Origin of the sequence: Maribacter sp. IgM3_T14_3, assembly GCF_049603095.1 — a bacterium.
Taxonomy (GTDB): Bacteria; Bacteroidota; Bacteroidia; order Flavobacteriales; family Flavobacteriaceae; genus Maribacter.
The window spans coordinates 2,966,155-2,989,047 of record NZ_CP187138.1 but is presented as its reverse complement, the minus strand read 5'-3'; the positions used below and the strand labels follow the sequence as shown (position 1 = coordinate 2,989,047).

Annotated in this window: 21 protein-coding genes and 1 tRNA gene; 6 read left to right on the top strand and 16 right to left on the bottom strand. The window is 34.8% G+C overall.

What is annotated here, in order from left to right:
• Positions 1-39: 39 nt before the first annotated feature.
• The 7 genes from ACPF9A_RS13345 to ACPF9A_RS13315 all read right to left on the bottom strand — a co-directional run bounded on the left by ACPF9A_RS13345 (position 40) and on the right by ACPF9A_RS13315 (position 4,447).
• Positions 40-522, bottom strand: coding sequence for an ExbD/TolR family protein (locus tag ACPF9A_RS13345; RefSeq protein WP_133686269.1), 483 nt, complete (start codon positions 520-522; stop codon positions 40-42).
• Positions 523-544: 22 nt separating this feature from the next.
• Positions 545-1,168, bottom strand: a complete 624-nt coding sequence (locus ACPF9A_RS13340; RefSeq protein ID WP_423997659.1) for an ExbD/TolR family protein — start codon at positions 1,166-1,168, stop codon at positions 545-547.
• A gap of 14 nt (positions 1,169-1,182) precedes the next feature.
• Positions 1,183-1,614, bottom strand: coding sequence for a hypothetical protein (locus tag ACPF9A_RS13335; RefSeq protein ID WP_303598942.1), 432 nt, complete (start codon positions 1,612-1,614; stop codon positions 1,183-1,185).
• A gap of 25 nt (positions 1,615-1,639) precedes the next feature.
• On the bottom strand, positions 1,640-2,389 hold the full coding sequence (locus ACPF9A_RS13330; RefSeq protein ID WP_303598943.1) for a MotA/TolQ/ExbB proton channel family protein: 750 nt from the start codon (positions 2,387-2,389) through the stop codon (positions 1,640-1,642).
• A 77-nt stretch (positions 2,390-2,466) separates the two neighbouring features.
• A tRNA-Ser gene (locus ACPF9A_RS13325) sits at positions 2,467-2,554 on the bottom strand.
• A 71-nt stretch (positions 2,555-2,625) separates the two neighbouring features.
• Complete coding sequence (locus tag ACPF9A_RS13320) at positions 2,626-3,657, bottom strand: asparaginase (protein WP_423997656.1); 1,032 nt, start codon at positions 3,655-3,657, stop codon at positions 2,626-2,628.
• Positions 3,658-3,679: 22 nt separating this feature from the next.
• Positions 3,680-4,447, bottom strand: coding sequence for a TatD family hydrolase (locus ACPF9A_RS13315; RefSeq protein WP_423997654.1), 768 nt, complete (start codon positions 4,445-4,447; stop codon positions 3,680-3,682).
• Between the two features lie 37 nt (positions 4,448-4,484).
• Between ACPF9A_RS13315 and ACPF9A_RS13310 the strand changes: the two genes are divergently transcribed.
• Entirely contained in the window at positions 4,485-4,934 is a 450-nt protein-coding gene (locus tag ACPF9A_RS13310) for a retropepsin-like aspartic protease (RefSeq protein ID WP_423997652.1), read from the top strand.
• Positions 4,935-4,976: 42 nt separating this feature from the next.
• Here ACPF9A_RS13310 and odhB read toward each other — a convergent pair whose 3' ends face one another.
• Both odhB and ACPF9A_RS13300 read right to left on the bottom strand, forming a co-directional pair.
• Complete coding sequence (gene odhB, locus ACPF9A_RS13305; RefSeq protein WP_423997650.1) at positions 4,977-6,206, bottom strand: 2-oxoglutarate dehydrogenase complex dihydrolipoyllysine-residue succinyltransferase; 1,230 nt, start codon at positions 6,204-6,206, stop codon at positions 4,977-4,979.
• A gap of 20 nt (positions 6,207-6,226) precedes the next feature.
• On the bottom strand, positions 6,227-9,025 hold the full coding sequence (locus ACPF9A_RS13300) for a 2-oxoglutarate dehydrogenase E1 component (RefSeq protein WP_423997648.1): 2,799 nt from the start codon (positions 9,023-9,025) through the stop codon (positions 6,227-6,229).
• A gap of 117 nt (positions 9,026-9,142) precedes the next feature.
• On the opposite strand from ACPF9A_RS13300, the gene ACPF9A_RS13295 reads away from it, so the two are divergent.
• Positions 9,143-9,658 (top strand): alpha-ketoglutarate decarboxylase, encoded by a 516-nt coding sequence (locus ACPF9A_RS13295; RefSeq protein ID WP_423997646.1) that lies wholly within the window; start codon positions 9,143-9,145, stop codon positions 9,656-9,658.
• 35 nt (positions 9,659-9,693) lie between these two features.
• A complete protein-coding gene (locus tag ACPF9A_RS13290; RefSeq protein ID WP_423997644.1) occupies positions 9,694-10,797 on the top strand; it encodes an acyltransferase family protein in 1,104 nt (367 codons plus the stop codon).
• A gap of 10 nt (positions 10,798-10,807) precedes the next feature.
• On the opposite strand, the gene ACPF9A_RS13285 is transcribed toward ACPF9A_RS13290, so the two are convergent.
• The 4 genes from ACPF9A_RS13285 to ACPF9A_RS13270 all read right to left on the bottom strand — a co-directional run bounded on the left by ACPF9A_RS13285 (position 10,808) and on the right by ACPF9A_RS13270 (position 14,765).
• Positions 10,808-11,158 (bottom strand): hypothetical protein, encoded by a 351-nt coding sequence (locus tag ACPF9A_RS13285; RefSeq protein WP_423997642.1) that lies wholly within the window; start codon positions 11,156-11,158, stop codon positions 10,808-10,810.
• Positions 11,159-11,201: 43 nt separating this feature from the next.
• Positions 11,202-12,473 carry an amidohydrolase family protein gene (locus ACPF9A_RS13280; protein WP_423997640.1) on the bottom strand — a complete coding sequence of 424 codons (1,272 nt, stop codon included), beginning with the start codon at positions 12,471-12,473 and terminating at the stop codon, positions 11,202-11,204.
• Between the two features lie 76 nt (positions 12,474-12,549).
• Positions 12,550-13,566, bottom strand: coding sequence for a UDP-glucose 4-epimerase GalE (galE, locus tag ACPF9A_RS13275; RefSeq protein WP_423997638.1), 1,017 nt, complete (start codon positions 13,564-13,566; stop codon positions 12,550-12,552).
• Positions 13,567-13,610: 44 nt separating this feature from the next.
• A complete protein-coding gene (locus ACPF9A_RS13270; RefSeq protein ID WP_423997636.1) occupies positions 13,611-14,765 on the bottom strand; it encodes a DegT/DnrJ/EryC1/StrS family aminotransferase in 1,155 nt (384 codons plus the stop codon).
• A gap of 90 nt (positions 14,766-14,855) precedes the next feature.
• On the opposite strand from ACPF9A_RS13270, the gene ACPF9A_RS13265 reads away from it, so the two are divergent.
• The 3 genes from ACPF9A_RS13265 to ACPF9A_RS13255 all read left to right on the top strand — a co-directional run bounded on the left by ACPF9A_RS13265 (position 14,856) and on the right by ACPF9A_RS13255 (position 16,774).
• On the top strand, positions 14,856-16,094 hold the full coding sequence (locus ACPF9A_RS13265) for a 3-deoxy-D-manno-octulosonic acid transferase (protein ID WP_423997634.1): 1,239 nt from the start codon (positions 14,856-14,858) through the stop codon (positions 16,092-16,094).
• A 192-nt stretch (positions 16,095-16,286) separates the two neighbouring features.
• Positions 16,287-16,418 carry a hypothetical protein gene (locus ACPF9A_RS13260; RefSeq protein ID WP_423997632.1) on the top strand — a complete coding sequence of 44 codons (132 nt, stop codon included), beginning with the start codon at positions 16,287-16,289 and terminating at the stop codon, positions 16,416-16,418.
• 233 nt (positions 16,419-16,651) lie between these two features.
• A complete protein-coding gene (locus tag ACPF9A_RS13255; protein ID WP_279586542.1) occupies positions 16,652-16,774 on the top strand; it encodes a hypothetical protein in 123 nt (40 codons plus the stop codon).
• Positions 16,775-17,213: 439 nt separating this feature from the next.
• Here the strand turns inward: ACPF9A_RS13255 and ACPF9A_RS13250 are convergent, their stop codons facing one another.
• The 3 genes from ACPF9A_RS13250 to ACPF9A_RS13240 all read right to left on the bottom strand — a co-directional run bounded on the left by ACPF9A_RS13250 (position 17,214) and on the right by ACPF9A_RS13240 (position 22,885).
• On the bottom strand, positions 17,214-19,307 hold the full coding sequence (locus tag ACPF9A_RS13250) for a glycoside hydrolase family 16 protein (protein WP_423997630.1): 2,094 nt from the start codon (positions 19,305-19,307) through the stop codon (positions 17,214-17,216).
• Between the two features lie 305 nt (positions 19,308-19,612).
• Positions 19,613-22,417, bottom strand: a complete 2,805-nt coding sequence (locus tag ACPF9A_RS13245; RefSeq protein ID WP_423997629.1) for a triple tyrosine motif-containing protein — start codon at positions 22,415-22,417, stop codon at positions 19,613-19,615.
• A 186-nt stretch (positions 22,418-22,603) separates the two neighbouring features.
• Positions 22,604-22,885: a DUF427 domain-containing protein gene (locus ACPF9A_RS13240; RefSeq protein ID WP_423997627.1), complete on the bottom strand. Its 282-nt coding sequence runs from the start codon at positions 22,883-22,885 to the stop codon at positions 22,604-22,606.
• Positions 22,886-22,893 lie beyond the last annotated feature (8 nt).

Genomic DNA, 22,893 nt, shown 5'->3' with positions numbered 1-22,893 from the left:
TTTGAAGCGTTTTGAAAATGTAATATTCTACTTAACTAACTATTGTAGATTATTGAAAGCATCACCTTCATAGGTAGTATAATTTACCTTTAAAGCGTTTACTTTTCTTAACTCTTGTTTAATATCGGATATCAATCCCATATTAGCGTTCTTATCAACCTTAAGCGCTGTGGTCAATACATTTTGAATTTCTTGAGGCTTTTTAGCTCTTTCCATCAAAATATAATCACCGACTTCTGACGGACTAGCGAATTTATCGTTCAATTGAATCTTTGGTTCTGTACCAAAAGTTTTCTCATATTCTTTAGTTGGCTTACCAACATAAATATAGATAACACGATCCTTCTTTTCCAATTTCTTTACTTCACTAGCGTTCGGAAGTACGTTTTCAACTTTCAAGGAACTATCTTTCATAACGGTTACCGTCATAAAGAAAAACAAAAGCATAAATACAATGTCAGGAAGGGAAGCTGTTGATACCGCTGGTACCTCTCCATCTTTTTTCTTTGCAAATTTTGACATAGTGTTACTTTTAATTTATTAATTATTCACTTGAAGTTTCAGCCTCAGATAATTTCTGTGGAAACAAACCTTGTATTCTTGTTACCTTATCTTTCAACTCCTCTTTAACAGAATCTTCAGTTTCAGGATTCAAATACTCGGCTTCCATCGCAACATAATCTTTACCGTATAATCTTTTAGCCTCTCTATTTCTAAGATCGTTATAAGCCCCTACCAATTCATTCTGAACTGTAATGTAAGTACTGTACTTAGTTTCACGATCATTTTTCAAAGAGATAATTGCCTTAGTCGGATTATCAGAAGAATCGGCGTTACGCTTACCTTTACAATAACTGCAATAATCTGGGCTACCTGAAGCCGCTCCTCCATTATCTAAAAAGGCCATCGCTTTTTCACGCAAATCGTTAATTGATAGAATTTCGTTTTCAACTAACAACTGACCGTTACGGTTAATATTTACCGTAAAGATGTTCTTTTCTTTAATGATTGGTGGCGCTTCAGTTGGTGGCTCCATTGGTGGAAGCATACGATCCAATCCTGCATCAGTTTCAATAGTAGTTGTTACCAAGAAAAAGATAAGTAAAAGGAAAGCTATGTCCGCCATTGAACCCGCACTAACTTCTGGTGCTCCTGCTCTTCTAGCCATAGTTTTTTATTTTATTATTTACTAAACATATTTTTAACAGATGGTATTACTAAAGAAAGAACAGCGATTATAGTAAGGATAAAAAACACATTTAATCCCATACCAATATTCTTAACTGTACTCTCATCCGTCATAGCTGCAAACTCTGGATCAACATCCGTTCCGCTTGCTAAGACATAAGAAATTCCAACTACCAATAAAAAACCTCCTACTACGAACAAAGTCTTTTTAAGACCCTGTGGGTTTGCAAATAAGTTTTTTAGAGTAAACACTAAACTTACTACAACAGCTATCCCTAATAAAAGATAAGTAATAATAAACATTGTGTTCAAAGCTCCACTTGAAGCAGCCTCAGCTGCCGGCATATCTGAACTTGGCAATAAATACCATAGTATAGCACTTAATACACCTATAGCAATTAATGCTATTTTAATAATTTTTTGCATAATTTTTAGGTATTAAAAGTGATACTTATTTTTTGTGATCTACCAACATATCGATTAAAGTAATCGAAGAGTCTTCCATATCATTAACGATGCTATCAATTTTAGCGATGATATAGTTATAAAAAATTTGAAGTATAATAGCCGTAATAAGACCGAATACAGTTGTTAATAATGCTACCTGAATATCACCTGCAATAAGAGATGCACTTAAGTTACCAACAGCAGCAATCTTTTGGAAGGCCGCAATCATACCGATTACCGTACCCATGAACCCAAGCATTGGAGCAATAGCGATAAATAAAGACAACCAAGAAACGTTTTTTTCTAATTGACCCATTTGAACACCACCATATGCAACTACCGCTTTTTCAGCAGATTCGATGCTCTCACCAGCTCTATCTAAACCTTGATAGTAAATAGAAGCAACAGGACCTTTTGTATTTCTACAAACTTCTTTTGCAGCTTCAACACCACCAGATGCCAATGCGTCTTCAACTTGTTGTTTCAACTTAGCAGTATTAGTACTTGCCATGTTTAAATAGATAATTCTTTCAATTGCAACTGCAAGACCAAGAATCAAACATAAAAGAACGATACCCATAAAGCCGGCACCACCAGTAATAAACATTTCTTTTAATAGTTGAGTAAAACCTCTCTCTGCTTCTGGAGTTGCGTCTTGAAGTAATAAAGCTACTGCGGCTACTTTAGCGCTTGCCATATTTGTACCTGCTACAAATGCCCCAGCAATTGCTAGGCTTGGGAATAATTTTTTCATTTTTTCGAACTTAAATTAGTTAGTTAATAGGGTTAAAGATAAAAAAAAAACAATATAAAAAAAGTAAAACTTACTTGCAGAGAGGAAGGGATTCGAACCCTCGATACCCTTTTGGGGTATACACACTTTCCAGGCGTGCGCCTTCGACCACTCGGCCACCTCTCTAAGTTACCCTTTTTAAGGGTGGGCAAATAACAAAAAAAATCTTAGTTATCGAAATTAAAATGCTGTTAAATTTATAGCATTTCTCCTCTTAACGAAGTTTCAAAAACTGTTTTAAATAGCTCATGCGACACACCGCTACCGAGCAAGTACATTGCCTTAGTAATGGCAGCCTCAGTTGTAATATCCTTACCATTAATCACTTGCATTTTCTTAAGCCTGGAACTTGTTTCATAGTGCCCCATCATAACGGCACCACCAGAACACTGAGTTACATTAATAATATGTATTCCTTTATTTATGGCATTATTTAATTTCTCTAAAAACCATTCTTCCATCGGCGCATTTCCTGAACCATACGTCTCCAAAACGAGCGCTTTTAAATCGGCTGCATTTAAAATTGCATCAATAATATTTCTGTTAATTCCTGGAAAAATTTTTAAAATTGCCACATTATCATCCATATTTCGATGAGATTTTAACGTTAATTTTCTTTTTTGAGGCAATAAATACTCCTTAAAAATTGTCAAATGCACTCCAGATTCTATCAAATGAGGATAATTTAAAGAGGCAAAAGCTTGAAAATGCTCTGCATTTATTTTAGTAGTTCTATTTCCTCGGTACAATTTATATTCAAAATAAAGTCCGACCTCTTGTATAACCGGCTTCCCTTTTTTATGTAAAGCGGCAATTTGTATAGCAGTAATTAAATTTTCTTTAGCATCTGTTCTTAAATCTCCTATTGGCAATTGCGAACCAGTTAATATGACAGGTTTCGAAAGATTTTCAAGTAAAAAACTTAAGGCTGATGCCGTATAACTCATAGTATCGCTACCATGTAATACCACAAAACCGTCATAATCACTATATCTTTCAGCAATAATATCAGCAATAGAAACCCAATGTGTTGAGTTCATATTCGAAGAATCAATGGGCTCATCAAACGAAAAACTAGATATAGTACAGTCCAATTGATTTAGTTCTGGTATATTTTTCGATAACTGAGTAAAATCAAAAGCTTTTAAGGCACCCGAGGTATAATCTTTCATCATACCTATAGTACCACCGGTATATATCAGTAATATATTTTTCTTTTCTATGCTCAAAACTTCCTATTTAAACTCATTACTATATACCAAAAACTTCTTTCGAGTTCTTTGTCGTCTCTAAAGCGATCTGTTCATTTGAGACCCCATGAATATCTGCCAACTTCTCAAGAACATTAATAATATAGGCGCTTTCATTTCTTTTACCTCTATAAGGTGTAGGCGCCAAATATGGTGAATCTGTTTCTAACACAATATGGTTTAAGTCGATTTCATTTAAAAAGGTATCGATTTTACCATTTTTAAAAGTAACCACTCCCCCAATGCCTAACTTCAAATTATAGCCTATAGCTTTTTTAGCCTGCTCTAAGGTACCTGTAAAGCAATGAAAAATCCCTCTTAAATCATCTCCTTTTTCCTCTTCCAAGATTTCAAAAACTTCATCGAAAGCATCGCGGCAATGAATAACTATTGGTAATTTATTTTTTTTTGCGAGTTGTATCTGCGTTCTAAAAGCTAATTGCTGCTCATTTAAATACTTCTTCTCCCAATACAAATCAATACCAATCTCACCTATTGCATAATAGGTATGCTTACCCAACATTTCTTCAACGTGCGCCAATTCTTCTCCAAAATTTTCTTTCACATGCGTGGGATGCAAGCCCGTCATTAAAAACATATGCCCAGGAAAATTTTTCTCTAAAGCTAACATGCGTTCGGTATAGGTAGAATCGATGGCAGGAATAAAAAATCTTTCTACGCCTAAATTGATTGCTTTTTGAATTGTTTCTTTTCGGTCTTCATCGAAAGCTTCACTATATAAATGGGTATGCGTATCGGTTATTATCATGCCGCAAAAATAGACTTATCTTTGAAAAAAATGAATTATGAATACCCTCAAAAAGTTTTTGAAGGATAAAGATTACGTTCGCATCCCTTTGGTATTGACAGCTACCGACCATTTTGAAATATATGCAGAGATAAATTCAGTACCCGGTAGATTTATATTAGATACTGGCGCTTCTAATACCTGTGTAGGTATTGATCGAATTGACCATTTTAAATTAATATCTGAAGAGTCTTTAATAAAGGCTGCAGGAGCTGGGGCAACGAATATGGAAACTCTTGTGTCGAAAAAAAACAAGATCGAACTAAACTCTTGGAAATATAAAAAACTTGAAATAGTTCTTTTCGATCTAAAACATGTTAATGAAGCACTTACCGCACACAAAGCCGAACCCGTCGATGGTATTATTGGCGCTGATATTTTAAAAAAATCAAAAGCGATTATAGATTACAATAAGAAATGTATTTATTTAAAAAAGAAAAAGCGTTGAGATTAACCAACGCTTTACTTTATATATAAATCTTAAGAAAAATTACATCTCTAAAGCTTTCTTAATATTATTATCCATCAACAACTCTTCAGGATTTTCTAAAGCTTCTTTGATGGCTACCAAGAAACCTACAGATTCTTTACCATCAATAATTCTGTGGTCATAAGAAACAGCAACATACATTATAGGTGCAATTGCAATAGCTCCGTCACGAGCAATCGGTCTGTCAACTATATTATGCATACCTAAGATTGCGCTCTGAGGCGGATTGATAATTGGTGTAGACAACATAGAACCGAATACACCACCATTGGTAATAGTAAAAGTACCACCTGTCATTTCATCAACAGTAATTTCACCTTCACGAGCTCTAATCGCCAATCTTTTTACCTCAGCTTCAACACCTCTAAAGGTTAAGTTTTCAGCATTTCTTATTACAGGTACCATTAATCCCTTTGGTCCAGATACTGCAATACTAATATCACAGAAATCATAAGAAACCATTTCTTTACCGTCAATCATAGAATTAACAGCTGGATACATCTCTAAAGCTCTAACTACCGCTTTTGTAAAGAAAGACATAAAGCCAAGACCTACACCGTGCTTATTCTTGAAATCATCTTTATACTTATTTCTAAGAGCGAAAATGGCACTCATATCCACTTCGTTAAAAGTGGTTAACATTGCCGTTTCGTTCTTTGCAGAAACTAATCTTTCAGCAACTTTTCTACGCAACATCGATAGTTTTGAGCGAGACTCCCCACGATTGCCCCCGGTTGGTGACCCCATTGAAGGCACAGCACTTACCGCATCTTCTTTGGTAATTCTACCATCGCGACCAGAACCTGAAATAGCATTACTATCAATACCTTTTTCATCTAATATTTTCTTTGCAGCTGGCGAAGGTACACCAGACGCATACGTTTCTTTAGCTTTTGCAGGTTGTGGCGCTTTTTCAGCAACAACTTCCTTTTTGGCGCTTGCAACTTCTTCTTTAGCAGCAGCTGGCGCATCATCTGACCCACCTGGTTTAGTCGCACTAGTATCAATTAAACACACTACAGCACCTACCGCAACGGCATCGCCTACTTCTGCTTTTAATGTAATAATACCACTAGCTTCTGCAGGCAACTCTAAAGTAGCTTTATCAGAATCTACTTCGGCAATTGCCTGATCTTTTTCTACATAATCCCCATCTTCAACTAACCATTCCGCTATTTCCACCTCTGTGATAGACTCTCCCGGCGATGGGACCTTCATTTCTAGAATCATTCTTTCTATAATTTGATATGTTATTTATTTTTTGGTTTTGACATGTTGTCTTTTGTTTTATCAAAGACGTAATCGATAACTTGTTGGTGACGTGCTTTAGATCGAACAGAACTACCAGCTGCAGGTGCCGCATAAAAACGTCTAGATGCAACCCTGAATTTCTGAATTTCACTAAAATGCATCAACATATGACTCCAAGCACCCATATTTCTAGGTTCTTCTTGTGCCCATACGATATCATCTGCATTCTTATATTTCGCCATTGCCGCCTTCATTTTCTCTTCAGGCACCGGAAATAATTGTTCTACCCTAACCAGGGCAACATCATCTCTTTTTTGCTCTTCTTGAACAGCTAAAAGATCATAATAGAATTTACCTGTACAGAATACTAAACTTTTTACTTTTTTAGGATCTGCACTTTCATCATCTATAACTTCTTGGAAACCTCCATTGGTTAAATCTGATATTTTAGATACAGCCTTTGGGTGTCTTAATAAACTCTTCGGTGTAAAGATGATTAATGGCTTTCTAAAATTCGCCTTCATTTGTCTACGAAGAATATGAAACATTTGTGCAGGTGTAGTTACATCTGCGATGTACATATTATCTTTTGCACATAATTGTAAGTAACGCTCCATTCTAGCAGAAGAGTGCTCAGCACCTTGACCTTCATAACCATGTGGCAATAACATTACCAATCCGTTCTGAAGCTTCCATTTATCTTCGGCTGCCGAAATATATTGGTCGATCATAATTTGCGCTCCATTACTGAAATCGCCAAATTGTGCTTCCCAAATAGTTAAGGTATTAGGGCTCGCCATAGCGTAACCATAATCGAAACCAACAACACCATATTCTGATAAAAGTGAGTTATAGATTTGAAATTTTGCTTGCTGTTCAGATAACTGATTCAACAAAATAACTTCTTCTTCACTTTCTTCAACTTTCATAACCGCATGACGGTGAGAGAAAGTACCACGTTCCACATCTTGTCCAGACATACGAACGGCAAAACCTTCTTCCAATAAGGCACCATATGCTAAAAGCTCTCCCATTGCCCAGTCAAGATTATCGGCTTCAAAATACATATTGTAGCGATCATTGACCAATTTCTCAACTTTACGCAAAAACTTTTTACCCTTAGGCAACGCAGTTATTACTTTGGCAATCTTATCTAATTTGGCTTTAGCAAATGTGGTATTTACAGGCTCCATCATTTCCCACTCACGAACATTGTCAAAACCTTTCCATTCATCTGCCATGAACGGGGTAATTACAGTTTTATCTTCTTTTCGTGAATCTTCTAATTTCTCTTCAAGTGAGTCTTTATACTGTTTTTCTAGTAGCCCAACATAGGTGTCATCTATAACACCTTCTTTGATTAACCTTTCAGCATAAATATCTCTTGGGTTCTTGTGTTTGGCGATAGCCTTGTATAATTTAGGCTGCGTAAATCTTGGCTCATCACCTTCATTATGCCCATATTTTCTATAACCTAACAAGTCAATAAACACATCGCTAGAAAAACGCATTCTATATTCTAACGCAAAAAGAGATGCGTGCACTACTGCCTCGGCATCATCTGCATTTACATGTAATACCGGACTCAAAGTAACCTTGGCAACATCGGTACAATAGGTAGATGTTCTAGCATCTAAATAGTTTGTAGTAAAACCTATTTGGTTGTTTACTACAATATGTATGGTACCGCCAGTTTTATAGCCATCAAGACCTGCCATTTGAACAAGTTCATATACCAAACCTTGACCTGCAATAGCAGCATCGCCATGTACTACTATAGGTAATACTTTTGAAAAATCATCTTGATAATGAGCATCTTGCTTTGCTCTTGCAATACCTTCAACCACTGCACCAACCGTCTCTAAGTGAGAAGGATTGGGAGCGATATTCATTTTAATCTTATTACCGTTATCAGACTTTCTATCAGACGTCCAACCTAAGTGATATTTAACGTCACCATCAAAAATCTCTTGTTCGTAATCTTTACCGTCGAACTCGCTAAATATGTCTTTCGCAGATTTACCGAATATATTGGTAAGTACATTTAACCTACCACGGTGCGCCATACCCATAACAAATTGCTTAACGCCCATTTCAGCTGCGCGTTCTACAATTACATCTAGAGCCGGAATCAACGATTCGTTACCTTCTAATGAAAACCTTTTTTGACCTACATATTTAGTATGTAGAAAAGATTCAAAAGAGATCGCATGATTTAGCTTCTTAAGAATATGTTTTTTACGGTCGGCATCATAGTTCGGGTGATTATCGTTGACATTGATCCAATCTTGAATCCATTTAACACGTTCTGGCTTTCGAATAAACATATATTCTACACCAATAGCATCGCAATAGATACTTTGTAAATGTCTAACAATCTCTTTAAGGGAACTTGGACCTATACCAATTATATCACCGGCATTAAATACTGTTTCAAGATCAGACGTTAAAAGTCCAAAATTTTCAATTTCTAATGAAGGTTCATAATGTCTTCGCTCACGTACCGGATTTGTTTTCGTAAATAAGTGTCCTCGGCTTCTATAACCATCAATTAAACGAATTACCTGAAACTCTTTCTGTAGAGATTCTGGCATTTCACTTTTATTGCCGTTTACTAAAACTGTAGTTCGATTCTCATCAATTTCAAGTTCATCTAATGAACTCTCCATACCAAAGTCAAATCCTTGAAAAAAGGCTCTCCAACTTGGCTCTACACTATCCGGATTCACTAAATACTTATCGTATAACTCTGAAAAAAAAGAGGTATGAGCGGTATTTAAAAAGGAATATTTATCCATGAATTACTTTCTGTATCTTTAGAATAAATTTCTAACAAAAATACAACATTTACAATATCTAACGATAGAATGCCATGTATTATTGAAAAAAATGAAACTTTAAAACAAAATTATCATATGAGCTTAAAAAAACTAATTTTAACAGGGCTAGCAACACTTACTGTTACTCTTTCATTCGCTCAATCTTCAAATAATGCTTCTGATTTTTGGAATAACGTAAGATTTGGCGGAAGTATTGGCTTAGGTTTCACAAATAATGGTTTCAATGGCTCCATTTCGCCAAGCGCTATCTATCAATTTAATGAGAAATTTGCTACAGGCGCAAGTTTAAGTTTGAATTATGCAAAATTTGCTGACGATAAATTCTTAGCATACGGCGGTAGTGTACTTTCCCTATTTAACCCCATACCACAAATTCAATTATCAGCCGAATTTGAACAACTTAGAATTAATAGAACTCTTGCCACCCAAACTATTAATATAGAAGACAATTATTGGCTGCCAGCATTTTTTATAGGGGCGGGTTATAGCACTAGAAATGTAACCCTAGGTCTACGGTACGACCTTTTGTATAATGACAACAAAAGTATTTATGGCAATTCAATAATGCCATTTGTACGTGTCTATTTCTAAATTTTACTACCTTTCTCTATACCAAACCAACCAGCATGATTAAATTAAAAAATAGATTTCTTTCATTAGATGTCTTTAGAGGGATGGATGTCGCTCTAATGATTATTGTGAACTCCCCCGGAAATGGAGATACTAGTTTTGGAATTTTAAAACATGCCGTTTGGAACGGATTTACACTAACTGATTTAGTTTTCCCAACATTTTTATTTGTTGTCGGTAATGCCATGAGTTTTAGTATGAAAAAATACCAAAGCGAAGGCAGTGGGGTATTTTTAAAAAAGGTCTTTAAACGTTTTTCGATTATTTTCTTATTAGGATTTTTAATGTACTGGTTTCCGTTTTTTGAAGATGGCGGACTTAAGCCGATTGCCGAAACTAGAATTTTCGGAGTATTACAGCGCATTGCCCTGTGTTACTTGTTTGCATCAATTCTTCTTCATTATTTTAAAACCAAATCTGTTCTAATTTTTAGCGCTTTAGCTTTAGTAGCTTATCATATTATACTAGTAGTATACGGCGACTTAACCTTGACAGGCAATGCAGTATTAAAACTTGATAAATTTCTTATCGGTGCAGATCATATGTATCATGGTAATGGCGGCATAGCTTTTGACCCAGAAGGATTGTTAAGCACATTACCTTCGATTGTAAATGTAATCGCAGGCTATTTTACAGGTAAATTTATTCAAAAGAATGGGCAAAATTTTGAGACTATTGCTAAACTTATTATGGCAGCCGGTATTTTGATAATTGCCGGTTTTGCTTGGGATATAATATTCCCTTTCAACAAAAAACTTTGGTCGAGTTCATTTGTACTATTGACTAGCGGTATTGACATTTTTATAATAGCTGTTTTAATCTATCTATTAGATATGTCTAAACCCGGAAAATGGACTTATTTCTTTGAAGTGTTTGGCAGAAACACGCTATTCATTTACTTATTATCAGAACTGTTCATCATCAGTTTGGCAGAGATAACTATGAAAGGCACAAACGCTTATAATTGGACAGCAGATAACATATTCATTGCTTCAGCAGGCGATTATTTTGGCTCACTGCTATTTGCCTTATGGATTATGTTTACCTGCTGGCTTGTTGGTTATATTATGGATAAAAGAGGAGTGTACATAAAAGTATAAAAGAGCATTATTAAAATCGATTACGGTACCATACCTTTTTATACTCTCTTTTCAATATTAATAATGTTACCTGGTCAGCCACGTCAACAGTATCGGTGATTTCAATATTCTGAAATTCAATTTCTGGAATATCTATGATGTACATTAAATTTAGATAGTCAGCAAAATGTTCCATCATTAAATAATACACCTTCTCACGAACTAGTGCAATAAAAGCTGTATACTCTAATGCATCAGGTATTTTCAATGAAACATTTGCAAGATCAAAATCTTTCTCGACCTGCTGTACTAGCTTATCAAATAGCAAATCACTTTTCACTACTTGCATCAATTGCTCACTATTGTCAACATTCAACTTCATGCAATTGATTTATCCTTAAAAAATAACATCCTCTTATTGTATACTATTGTTTGTACACTACACCCTCTTTCATTACAAAAACAACATCGATAAGCGTTTCTACATTATCTAAAGGGTTTTCATTTACAGCAACAATATCAGCTATGTACCCTTCTTTAATTTGACCTAATTCCTTTTCACCCAAAAGCATCGCATTGGTAATTGTAGCAGAGCGCAAAGCCTCTATTATTGGCATGCCTGCTTTGTGCATATAAATAAACTCTTTCGCATTATCTCCGTGAGGTGATACCCCAGAATCAGTACCAAAAGCGATACTTACCCCTTTTTTATACGCCTTTGCGAATGTAGCATTTAATTTAGGTCCGATTTCTAACGCTTTCTTAGCTACTACCGGTGGTAAGTAGTTCGGTATTTTTGCCAATCTAGCCGCTTCTTGACCTGCAGATATTGTAGGCACCATAAAGGTATTATGCTTTATCATTAGTTCCATTGTTTCCTCTGACATCAATGTACCATGCTCAATAGTTTTGATTCCTCCTAAAATTGCTCTTTGCATACCTTCATCACCATGGGCATGAGCTGCAGTAAGCATACCATAATCATTAGCTGTTTCAGTAATAGCTTTTATTTCTTCAATCGTAAATTGAGGATTCTGACCATTCTTCGCAACACTTAATACACCACCAGTAGCCGTTATTTTAATAACATCTGCGCCTTCTTTATAACGTTGACGAACAGCTTTTCTACCATCTTCAGGAGAATTAACCACTCCGTCTTTTGGTCCTGGATCACCCATTAACTCACTACTTCTACCGTTAGTTGGATCTGCATGACCACCTGTAGTTGCAAGTGCTTTACCGGCTGTAAAAATACGTGGACCAACTACAGTACCTTTATTAATTGCTTTCTTCAGGGCAATATTCACTCCCGATCCACCTAAATCACGTACAGTTGTGAAGCCTGCCATTAATGTTCTTTTGGCATATACCGTCGATTCAAATGCAATATCAGCTTCGTTCATAGTAAATGCCTCTAAATATCTTGACGGACTAGATTCGCTTTCAATATGAACATGCATATCTATAAAACCTGGCAAAACGGTCTTAGATTTTAAATCTACGACCTGATCTTTCTCACCACCAGCTACATAACCATTTTTAATTTCTGTAATCTTATTACCTGAAATAATGATTGTTTTCTCAGACATTATTTTACCCGATTCAACATCTACAATTTTACCGCACTGAAGGTATGTATTTTGAGCTGTGACTACTGAAAAAGACAGAAGCATAAGAAGAAATAATGATTTTTTCATAAGAGGTGGTCTTTAAATTGAATAAGGGGAAATATAGCTATATTTCCCCTTATTTATATCGTTAAACCTGAAAAAATCAGTCACGTATTTTCTGTTCCCAGATCCACGCGTAATTCATGGCTTCTTCTAAAGTATATTCTGCTTTCCAGCCTAACACTTTATTGGCTTTAGTAGTATCGGCATAAGCAGTTGTAATATCACCAGGTCTTCTATCAACTATTTTATAGTTTAATTTTCTGCCAGATACTTTTTCAAAACTATGTATAGCTTCTAGCACAGAGCTACCAGTACCTGTACCAACATTAAATACCTCATAATTAGATTCGTTTTTACCGCCCAATAAACGCTCTAATGCTATTACGTGAGCTTTGGCTAAATCTACCACATAAATATAATCTCTAATACAGGTACCATCTGGCGTAGGATAATCATCACCAAAAACAGATAATTGATTTCTGAGTCCGATACCGGTCTGAGTAATAAATGGCACCAAATTCTGAGGTACACCTATTGGCAATTCACCAATTTCACCACTCGGGTGTGCACCCATAGGGTTAAAATAACGTAATGCAATTGCATTTAAACTAGGCGTTACTTTACAGGTATCTGCAATGATCTCTTCGCCCATCTGTTTGGTATTACCATAAGGCGACTCAGCAACTTTAATAGGTGCATCTTCGGTAATCGGCATTTTATCTGCTTGTCCATATACTGTGCAAGAAGAACTAAAAATAAAACTAGCCTTGTTCTTTTTACAGAGCTCTTTTAAAATATAAACTAGCGTACCAATATTGTTCTCATAGTACAGCAATGGCTTTTCAACACTTTCACCAACTGCCTTAGAAGCTGCAAAGTGTATAACACCAACAACATCTTGATAGCGTTGAAAAAAGTCTTCTACCTTATGCTTCTCTTTTAAATCTATCTTCTCGTAAAGCGGTTTCTTACCTGTAATAGCTTTTATGCCTTCAAGCACATTTTCGTCAGAGTTAGAGCAATCATCTATAATGATTACTTCGAACCCTTTGTTTTGAAGCTCCACTACTGTGTGAGAACCGATAAAACCTAATCCGCCTGTTACTAATACTTTCATTTATAATGCTGTTTGTACGTTACCAAATTTAAAAAACTACATCACTACCCGTTAACAAATCCGATAATTAACTCCGTTATATAGTTAATCTGTTCTTCATCTAATTCTGTATGCATAGGTAAAGACAACACCTCTTTGACTAATTGATTCGTTACAGGAAAATCAGCTTCATTGTAACGGTCATCTACATAAGCTTTTTGTTTATGCAACGGAATTGGATAGTAGACACCAAAAGGAACTTCATTTTTAGCTAAAAATTGTCCTAGTTCGTCTCTTTTTCCATTTGTGATTCTCAATGTATATTGATGAAAGACATGACAATCGCACACATCGCAAATACCTTGACAATTATTAACCGTTACAGGAGTCATAATATGTTCTTGCCCCTCAAAAGCTTTAGAATATGCCCTTGCAGCATTTCTTCTTGCCTCACAATAACCATCTAACTTAGGTAGTTTTGCACGTAAAACTGCAGCCTGTATAGAATCTAGTCTAGAATTTACACCAACCACGTCATGATGATAACGCTCGTACATACCATGATTAACAATCCCACGTAAGGTATGTGCCAAATCATCATCATTGGTGAAAATTGCACCACCATCACCATAACATCCTAAATTTTTAGAAGGAAAAAATGACGTAGCACCAACATGCCCCATACTACCTGCCATATGCTTTGTACCATCTTTTGATAAATATTTAGCCCCTATTGCCTGAGCATTATCTTCAATAACAAACAAATCGTGTTTTTTAGCCAGGTCAAGTATAGCATCCATATTGGCGCATTGGCCGAAAAGATGAACCGGTACAATTGCTTTTGTTTTTGGAGTTATCGCTTTTTCTATAGCTTCAATATTAATATTGAAAGTATCTGGATAAACATCTACCAAAACCGGAGTCAACTGTAACAACGCAATAACCTCTACTGTTGCAGCAAAAGTAAAATCTGCAGTAATAACTTCATCGCCTGGCTTTAAACCCAAACCCATCATTGCAATTTGCAAAGCATCGGTACCATTAGCACATGGTATAACATGCTTAACTTGAAGATAATCTTCTAGTTCTTTTTGAAAAGCATGAACTTCAGGACCATTTATATATGCCGAGGTTTCTAATATTTGAGCTATAGAAGAATTTACTTGTTCTTTAATTTCTTGGTATTGACCGCCAAGGTCTACCATTTGTATCTTTTTCATCTGTTGTAATTACATGAAGTCATACAAAAATACGAAACGGGCGACACTAATTTTATGGAAAGAAACGTAATTTAGCCCAAAAGCATCAGTTTGTACTTTCTTTATAACCTTATCGTCATATGCGCATCTACTATTTTAAAGGTATTGGCATTGGTGAATTCTAAACTCTCGCTATTTGTAAATGGCAGGAAAGAGACAATCTCCTTAATTAAAAAATCTGTTTCAATAGATGACAACGTTATTTGGATTCATGCAGCCTCATTAGGTGAATACGAGCAAGGATTACCCGTTTTAGAAAAAATAAAAATTGATTATCCTTCGTATAAAATAGTCCTAACCTTTTTTTCTCCTTCTGGTTATGAAGTGAAAAAGAACAGTAAAATAGCTGATGTTATCTGTTACCTACCTATGGATACGAAGAGCAAAGTAAATTCCTTTTTGACAGCCGCACACCCGGATATTGCCATTTTTATAAAGTACGAAATTTGGCCTAACTATTTATCTGCCTTAAAAAAATCTAGTATCCCGACCTTTTTAATTTCAGTATTATTTAAAGAAAACCAAATTTACTTTAAATGGTATGGTGCTTTTATGCGTCGATCACTTAATAAGTTCTCACATTTTTTTGTGCAGAATGAAAAATCAAAAACACTATTAAATTCCGTTGGACATACCAATGTTACCATTGCGGGTGACACTCGTTTTGATAGGGTAAATGAAATTGTAGAACGCAACAACGAATTAGATTTCATGACACGTTTTAAAGATGGTAAGTTTTGTCTGGTTGCGGGTAGTACTTGGCCTGAAGATGAGAAGTTGATTATAGAGTATATTAATAAGACCACCTACCCTATTAAATTTGTTATCGCACCACATACTATTAAGGACAATCATATTCAAGAAATAATTCAATCTTTAGACAAGAAGGTTGTACGTTTTACAACGCTCGAGAATAGTGATGTAGAAGATAGCGAAGTGCTAATTATTGACACCATTGGGCTTTTAACCAAAATTTACAGCTATGCAGATATGGCTTATGTTGGCGGCGGCTTTTCGACAGGTCTGCACAATACCTTAGAGCCAGCAGTTTTCGGCATACCGGTAATCATTGGTCCGAAATATCACGGATTTGCAGAAGTGGAAGAATTAGTTGATCTAAAAGGTGTTATTTCTATTGAAAACACCAATGAGTTTACAGAAGTCACTAATAATTGTTTTACCAATGATGATTTTAGAGTAAAAACCGGACACATAAATACCGGATATATCAAAAATAAATCTGGTGCCACAGACCGTATAATGACCGTACTTAATTCAGTAATTGGATAAACTCTACACTTAGTAATTTATCTACCCACACTCTATTTCTCATATTTTTCAACGACATTTTATACCTATTAACATTCGTTAATTATACTGTACACAGGAGTTTTACTTACGTTAATCGATTTTACAAGCCTATACAACAGTTATTTATACTAGATAAACCTATATTGAGTACAGAACAATAGAACAAAGATTATGGAAAGAGAACTAACACCAGGAGTTAAAATACTCAACGGATTTCTTAAATTAATGATTACCTGTTTAGTCGTAATACTTTTAGCGGTACCATTGGCAGGTATAGCAGATTGGCTTGGGGTGATTATATAATTCGAATCAATAACATACTTTAAAAACAAGATTACATTCGTTAACTAGTAGAATTTGCAACAAATCGAAATCGACGAGTTGCCATTTTTATGGGTGAATTACATTTAGGCACTACCTCAAACCACAAATTTGTAAGGTTTTACATCGTATTTGTAAATTTATACAACATTTTGTATTGAAATGTTGCCCAATTCAACTAACTTTAGTAGTGTAACTTTAAAGTAGGTAATGTTATGAACGATTTATCATTTAAAACCGGAGTAGAAACTTATCTATCCGTGCTTGTTATTGCAATGCATGCATTTTTAGCAGTAGTTGTAGTAGGAGCTTTTTTAGCCCTAATAGGGATTGTCTAACCTTTTAATACCAAACCCTTATTGAAAAAAATTACTTCAAAAAAATGCCCCTTTTAAAAGGGGCATTTTTCATTTTATAAAGTTATACGATTACATCATTAAATATAATCACTTGATTAATCTTGATTTTGCCTTTTTCCTTCTTTTCCAAATATCCAGAACATCAAGTGAAAATGGCATTGTTTGCCATATAGTTGGATAGACCTTACTATTTTTCATTCTTTAAATAATTAACAATTATATAATGCAAAGGTTATCTAAAGTAGATATGTGCAAAACATGGATATTGTCAAGTTTCTATGCTGAATTAACTTAAATCTTCTCTTACATCACAATTAACTCCAGTTCAGTAAATTATTTTACTACTAACATTATATGCTATAAACAAAAGAAGCCGTCAAAAATAAATTTGACGGCTTCTTTTTAATCTATAACTATTTTATTGGTAAACCCTTACATAATCCACTTCCATGGTATCTTCTGTAAATGCTGGGTCTATAGCACCACCAAGTGTACCGCCCATTGCCACATTCATAATCAAGAAGAAATCACTATTAAATGGGGTAGTAGCATTGTTCACAAAACTATTATGAATCAGTTGATCATCTACAACAAACTTGATGCTGTCAGGTGTCCATTCAACTGTATAGTTATGGAATTCAGAAGTGGCAGTTTCAACTGGTGTTGTGCCTACAACCGCATTACCACCAGAGTTACCAGGATAATGCAAAGCACTACTTACCGTATTGTTATTATTACCAACGTGCTCCATAATATCAATTTCACCAGTTGCAGGCCATCCAACTTCATCGAAATTAGCTCCTAATGCCCATAATGCAGGCCATGTACCACCTGCTGACGGCAGTTTAGCTCTTATTTCAACTCTACCATATGCAAACTCAAATAGATTCTCAGATTTGATTCTAGCAGACGTATATGCTGCACCTCCTGAAGGACTTACTCCGAAATCAAAGAAAAGCACCACTCTATCGTAATTAAATGCCGGAGCACCACTAAGGTCAAAAGATAATGTCTCCCAAGATTCTGCTACTGATGTAGTTGCGTCTACTTCGAAAAATTCATCTGAATTTGCTTGATTTTCAATTTTTAATCTAACAACGGCACCTGTTGCAGGAGACCAAGTATTAATAGCCATACTTGAATATGTTGCTAAATCTAAAGGAGCGGCGATATCAAAGAATGAACCTGCCCATACTTCGGCTCCACTATTCTTTGTTGATTCTGCTACTGTACCAGAAGTATTCACACCCGATGCATCAGGGTTATCAATTACAGCAGTTGAAGCACCACCAAAATCTGTAAACACCGGTGCGGTACTTTCAAAATCCTGTACCGATAAAGTTTCTCCACCAGAAGCAACCAAAGTAATATCATCATAATAATGAACAGCTCCACCAACTGCACCAGAACCTCTAGCAGTAATTTTCAATACTCCATCTTCTACAATAACATTATCAGCAGCATCAGTATACTCTTGTGCCTCACCGTTACCCCAGCCACCAGCGCCAAGATCATAACCCCAATTAGCAGGGTTTGGAGCACCGTCAACATCAAACTCATCTGACCAAACTAAGTTGGTATAAATGGTTTCTAAACTTTCATCGCCACCCTCAACAGCTGCTGTAGCGATAAATTTATGATACCATGCCAAATCAGCATTTTCAGTATCATAAGTTCTAACATATAATTCGGTATCGCTAATAGAAAGTATTTCATACGTAGATGATCCTACATAATACCCCATGAATCCACCATCTGAAAAACTCATTTGAATTCCCGTAGTTTGATCTTCAGGCACATTCCCTGCAACTTCTGAAAGAACTACCGACTTTGACCCAGTAGTATCAAAATCATAACAGAAATCAGTATCCGCAGCACCGCCTACGACTGCTTTATGTCCTACATTAAAATAAGTTTGCCCCATATTATCCAATGTATAAGATAATACACCTGTAGCATCTACAGAAAATGTAAGTTCATCATCACATAAACAATCAGAGTCATCAGACCCACACTTTTCAAATGCTGAAGCTGAATACCATTTTGGGTACCACCAATCACCATCAATACCTTCTCTTGCAGGACCTAATCCTAAATGCCCGGGTTGTGCTGCCGCCAAAAACCAAGTTTTAGAACTATCGTTGGTTAAAAATGCAACCGTTTCAGGATCAGAAAAGGCAATAGATACAGATACATCTAAAGTCTCTGAAATTTTCTTTCCTTCGGTAGAACCAGCAGTTACAGTAACGGTATAAGTATTGTCACCAATCATATCATAAGTTTTTGATGCTTCACCAGAAGTATCTAATGCAGAAGTACCATCACCAAAATCAAAATGATAATAATTTGCATTTGTAGCAGATGCCGTAAAATTTACGAGACCACCACCCATATTTTGAGCACTTACCGTAAGATTAGAAGGTAGTACCGATGCTGGAATATCGATGTCATCTCCATCACAGCTCATTAAAACTGCAAATAGCGATACCATGATGTACTTTAATTTTTTCATACTTTAATTTTTTGTTAGAGTTAATTATTTGATTTAGAAACCACCCTTAACATTACACATTCTCTTTGTTGTGTTCTGATAAGAATAATCGTTATTGCAATATAAATCAGAACATTGTGAATTTCTAAATTATTACCCCTACAAAAAACATACAATTCAAAAATATGATACAATAAAAGAGATTATCGTAATAAAATATAGGCGTTGCCTAAATGTATTAATAACGGACTGCAATTTATTAACTAGTGTTAAAATTTAAGAATGTTGTGGTAATGTTGTGGTAAATGAAATAGGTGTAGTGGAACTTAAAGGTTAATGATATAGTCGGTTAAACCAGCTTCACGAGAAAGATTCATTTTTTTACGTAGACGATATCTTTTCACTTCTACACTTCTTACCGAAATATTTAAAAGTGGAGCAATTTCTTTAGAAGATAGATTTAATCTCAGGTATGCACATAATCGCAAATCATTTGCTGATAATTCTGGATGCTTATCTCTTACCTTTTTCAAAAAATCTTTATCTGCATTATTAAATGCATTCTCAAAAAACTTCCAATCGTCAACATTATTAATATTTCTATCGATTGTTTTAATAACTGCTTTTATTTCTGGAATACCACCACTAGACTTTAACTTGTCTTTAATAGCATTTAAAAATTCATTCTTCTTAATAATACTCATCGTAGAGATTGCTAATTCTCTGTTTTTACTATCTATAAGCTCCTGTAATTGATCATTTTTTATCTGAACTATCTTTCTCTGATTTTTTAACTTTTTACGCTTTAAACGTTTGCTATTATCCTTTATAAGTTGTGCTTGCTGTTTTTTATAATAATTTTTATAAATTCTATGAATCAGAATTGAAAGTAAAACACCTAAAATTATATAACTTATAATTGCCAAATATGAAATATACCAAGGTCGTTGAATTATAAAACTATACGTTTCTATATTACTTGTAAGTTCATTACCAACTTTTCCCCTTACCTGAAAATCATAATTACCATAAGGTAAATTATCAAAAGAAATCTCAGTAGAGGTAGACCAATTACTCCAATCACCATAAAGCCCATCTAACCTATATTGATAATAAACCTCTGTATACTTATCGTATTCAATAACGTTATAATTAAAGCCTAAATTATTTTGAGAATATTCAAACTCGTCATCATTTTGCAGCATAACAGATACTTTAGGTGTATCGTATGATTTTATTGACACATCGTTTAAACCGATTTGATATTCCCTTTGTGTAATTTTACCTAAATCTAAAGTGACATAACCATTTGACATACCAATTAAATAAAGTTCATTTTCTAAATGGACAACAGATTCAAAACCTAGAACGCCCATACTGCGTCTAAAAAATTTCGGAATTGAAACCTCCGTTCTTAATGGTTTTTCACTTAAAAGTCCTGTAGATAAGCTTATAATATTATCATTTGCAAAGCCCCATAGCCTTTCTGCACTATTGGTAGATTGAAGTATACCAACGATGCTATCATTAGCGGTGAAAAAATTGGTAGTGAGTAATAAATCATTTTTGAAAGTGCGTTCTTTAGGCAAGTATTTAAACACTCCATTAATAGTGGCATAAACAATATCGTCATGATACTTTAATAAGCTCGAACCGATACCTTTAGATTCAATTTGATTCATATTCAAAACCTTAGTGTAAGCACTGTCTAAGGTAAGATCAAAAATTCCCTTGAAATCGTGATTTATTAGCACTTGGTGGTCGTCTACAAATTCAAAAAACCTACTAGAGCTGTCGAATCCTTCAATATTATTTCTATAATTCCAAGTACCATTTTTTCGTTCTAGCACACTTAGGCCCTCATAATTACCTTGAATCAAAAGTTCTTTATTTGATTTTAAAGGTTGAATATCCCATGTACCTGGATATTTTGAAATGTTGGTAGCTTTATCATCCTCGATTACATAAGTGCCATTATGATGACCACAGAATAAAGTATCATCAATCTCTTTCAACATCCACACCTGTCCCTCTGTACCCGCTACCAATTTAAAATCTGTATCACCAGCATTGTTTTTAAGAAACAATCCTTGATTTGTTCCTAAATATAATTTACCAGCCATTTTTTTAGCGGTATAGACTACACCTACTGCGCCCAAATGGTCAGTGTACTCTTTAAATGGAGAATCTAAATTCAATACGCTTAATCCATTGTCCAACCCAAGCCAAAGATTATGGTCAAAATCTTGATATATGGATAATACTGTATTATTGCTCAGTCCCTTTTCTTGATTAATATGCCTTATTAAATCCCCATTTTTATTAAAATGATAAATACCTTTTGAAATTGTTCCTAATACAAATGAACCATCGTCTAAAAGTAAGCTGCTGTATATTTTTGTTGAAAATAAATTAACATCTGCGGCGATATTCCATTTTTCAACATTGCCCTCATTTAAATAATAGAACTCTCCTTGATCAGTTATTACTAGCATTCTATCACCCAAAGAATATGCCCCAACGATAACAACATTAAGAAAAATAGCATTATCTGATACTAAAACTGGTTTACCATTTTCGAGAGTGAAAAACCCTTCATTTTTTATTTGAAAAAATATTTTACCCCGTATTTCAAAGATTTTTGCGCTTGTAGTTTTTGCTTCTATAATCTCAAAAGAATCGGAGTTAGAATTATAAATATATATTCTATCTAAAGATTGAAACAGCACCCAATCTTTATATGCAGTAATATTCCAAAAATCTTCATCTTCAATAAGTGGGATTGGCAATTTTGATGAGAGAGAGTTGTAGTTTAAAATACCAGATTGATTGCTACTCCAGTAACCGAACTCCATATAACTACCGGTATACACCTTATCTTTTATAGAAACTACAGATTTAACAGGTGTTCCGAACGGAGCCTGATACAACCGCCAAGATGTGCCATTAAATTCTAGTAAACCACCATTATTAGCAATATATAAAGTTTGATTTTCAGATTGACCTATTCCCCAATTCTGATTACCTGCGTTATATTCTATTGAGGTATAATTTTGAATAGGTGGTAGCTCTTGTGCCGAAAGACTAAGGGTAAAAAGAAAAAATAAAGTAAATAAAGATTTCAATATCATTTATAGAACATCAAAATTTGTTGGATTTAAATATAAGGTATTTAATGCGAGTATTAATTTTGTTATAGGTATAGATAAACTTGGTTTAAAACTATCAAAGAATTTTAGATAGATTATCATATCATTAATAAACACAAAAAAAGGGTCAGTTAATAGCTGACCCTTTTTAAATCTATAATTGATATGCTATTTCACTTCAACACCTTTCCAAAAAGCAACATATCCTTTAATACCCTTTGCTAATTCTGAAACTTCTGGGTAATACCATGCCGCATCTTTATTTACTTTGCCATTTACTTCTACATCGTAATATGAAGCAACTCCTTTCCAGGGGCACATAGTATGCGTTTCTGTACTTTTAAAAAACTCTTTTTTAATATCGTTCGGCGGAAAATAATGATTCCCTTCAATTACAACAGTTGCATCACTTTCTGCAATTACTTTATCGTTCCAAATTGCTTGTTTCATAGTTTTAA

What these genes read in the sequence shown, in the direction of transcription:
- ACPF9A_RS13345 (WP_133686269.1), bottom strand. Translation starts at nt 522, where the DNA reads ATGTCAAAATTTGCAAAGAAAAAAGATGGAGAGGTACCAGCGGTATCA.
- ACPF9A_RS13340 (WP_423997659.1), bottom strand. Translation starts at nt 1,168, where the DNA reads ATGGCTAGAAGAGCAGGAGCACCAGAAGTTAGTGCGGGTTCAATGGCG.
- ACPF9A_RS13335 (WP_303598942.1), bottom strand. Translation starts at nt 1,614, where the DNA reads ATGCAAAAAATTATTAAAATAGCATTAATTGCTATAGGTGTATTAAGT.
- ACPF9A_RS13330 (WP_303598943.1), bottom strand. Translation starts at nt 2,389, where the DNA reads ATGAAAAAATTATTCCCAAGCCTAGCAATTGCTGGGGCATTTGTAGCA.
- ACPF9A_RS13315 (WP_423997654.1), bottom strand. Translation starts at nt 4,447, where the DNA reads ATGATAATAACCGATACGCATACCCATTTATATAGTGAAGCTTTCGAT.
- ACPF9A_RS13310 (WP_423997652.1), top strand. Translation starts at nt 4,485, where the DNA reads ATGAATACCCTCAAAAAGTTTTTGAAGGATAAAGATTACGTTCGCATC.
- odhB (WP_423997650.1), bottom strand. Translation starts at nt 6,206, where the DNA reads ATGATTCTAGAAATGAAGGTCCCATCGCCGGGAGAGTCTATCACAGAG.
- ACPF9A_RS13300 (WP_423997648.1), bottom strand. Translation starts at nt 9,025, where the DNA reads ATGGATAAATATTCCTTTTTAAATACCGCTCATACCTCTTTTTTTTCA.
- ACPF9A_RS13295 (WP_423997646.1), top strand. Translation starts at nt 9,143, where the DNA reads ATGAGCTTAAAAAAACTAATTTTAACAGGGCTAGCAACACTTACTGTT.
- ACPF9A_RS13290 (WP_423997644.1), top strand. Translation starts at nt 9,694, where the DNA reads ATGATTAAATTAAAAAATAGATTTCTTTCATTAGATGTCTTTAGAGGG.
- ACPF9A_RS13285 (WP_423997642.1), bottom strand. Translation starts at nt 11,158, where the DNA reads ATGAAGTTGAATGTTGACAATAGTGAGCAATTGATGCAAGTAGTGAAA.
- ACPF9A_RS13280 (WP_423997640.1), bottom strand. Translation starts at nt 12,473, where the DNA reads ATGAAAAAATCATTATTTCTTCTTATGCTTCTGTCTTTTTCAGTAGTC.
- galE (WP_423997638.1), bottom strand. Translation starts at nt 13,566, where the DNA reads ATGAAAGTATTAGTAACAGGCGGATTAGGTTTTATCGGTTCTCACACA.
- ACPF9A_RS13270 (WP_423997636.1), bottom strand. Translation starts at nt 14,765, where the DNA reads ATGAAAAAGATACAAATGGTAGACCTTGGCGGTCAATACCAAGAAATT.
- ACPF9A_RS13260 (WP_423997632.1), top strand. Translation starts at nt 16,287, where the DNA reads ATGGAAAGAGAACTAACACCAGGAGTTAAAATACTCAACGGATTTCTT.
- ACPF9A_RS13255 (WP_279586542.1), top strand. Translation starts at nt 16,652, where the DNA reads ATGAACGATTTATCATTTAAAACCGGAGTAGAAACTTATCTATCCGTG.
- ACPF9A_RS13250 (WP_423997630.1), bottom strand. Translation starts at nt 19,307, where the DNA reads ATGAAAAAATTAAAGTACATCATGGTATCGCTATTTGCAGTTTTAATG.
- ACPF9A_RS13245 (WP_423997629.1), bottom strand. Translation starts at nt 22,417, where the DNA reads ATGATATTGAAATCTTTATTTACTTTATTTTTTCTTTTTACCCTTAGT.
- ACPF9A_RS13240 (WP_423997627.1), bottom strand. Translation starts at nt 22,885, where the DNA reads ATGAAACAAGCAATTTGGAACGATAAAGTAATTGCAGAAAGTGATGCA.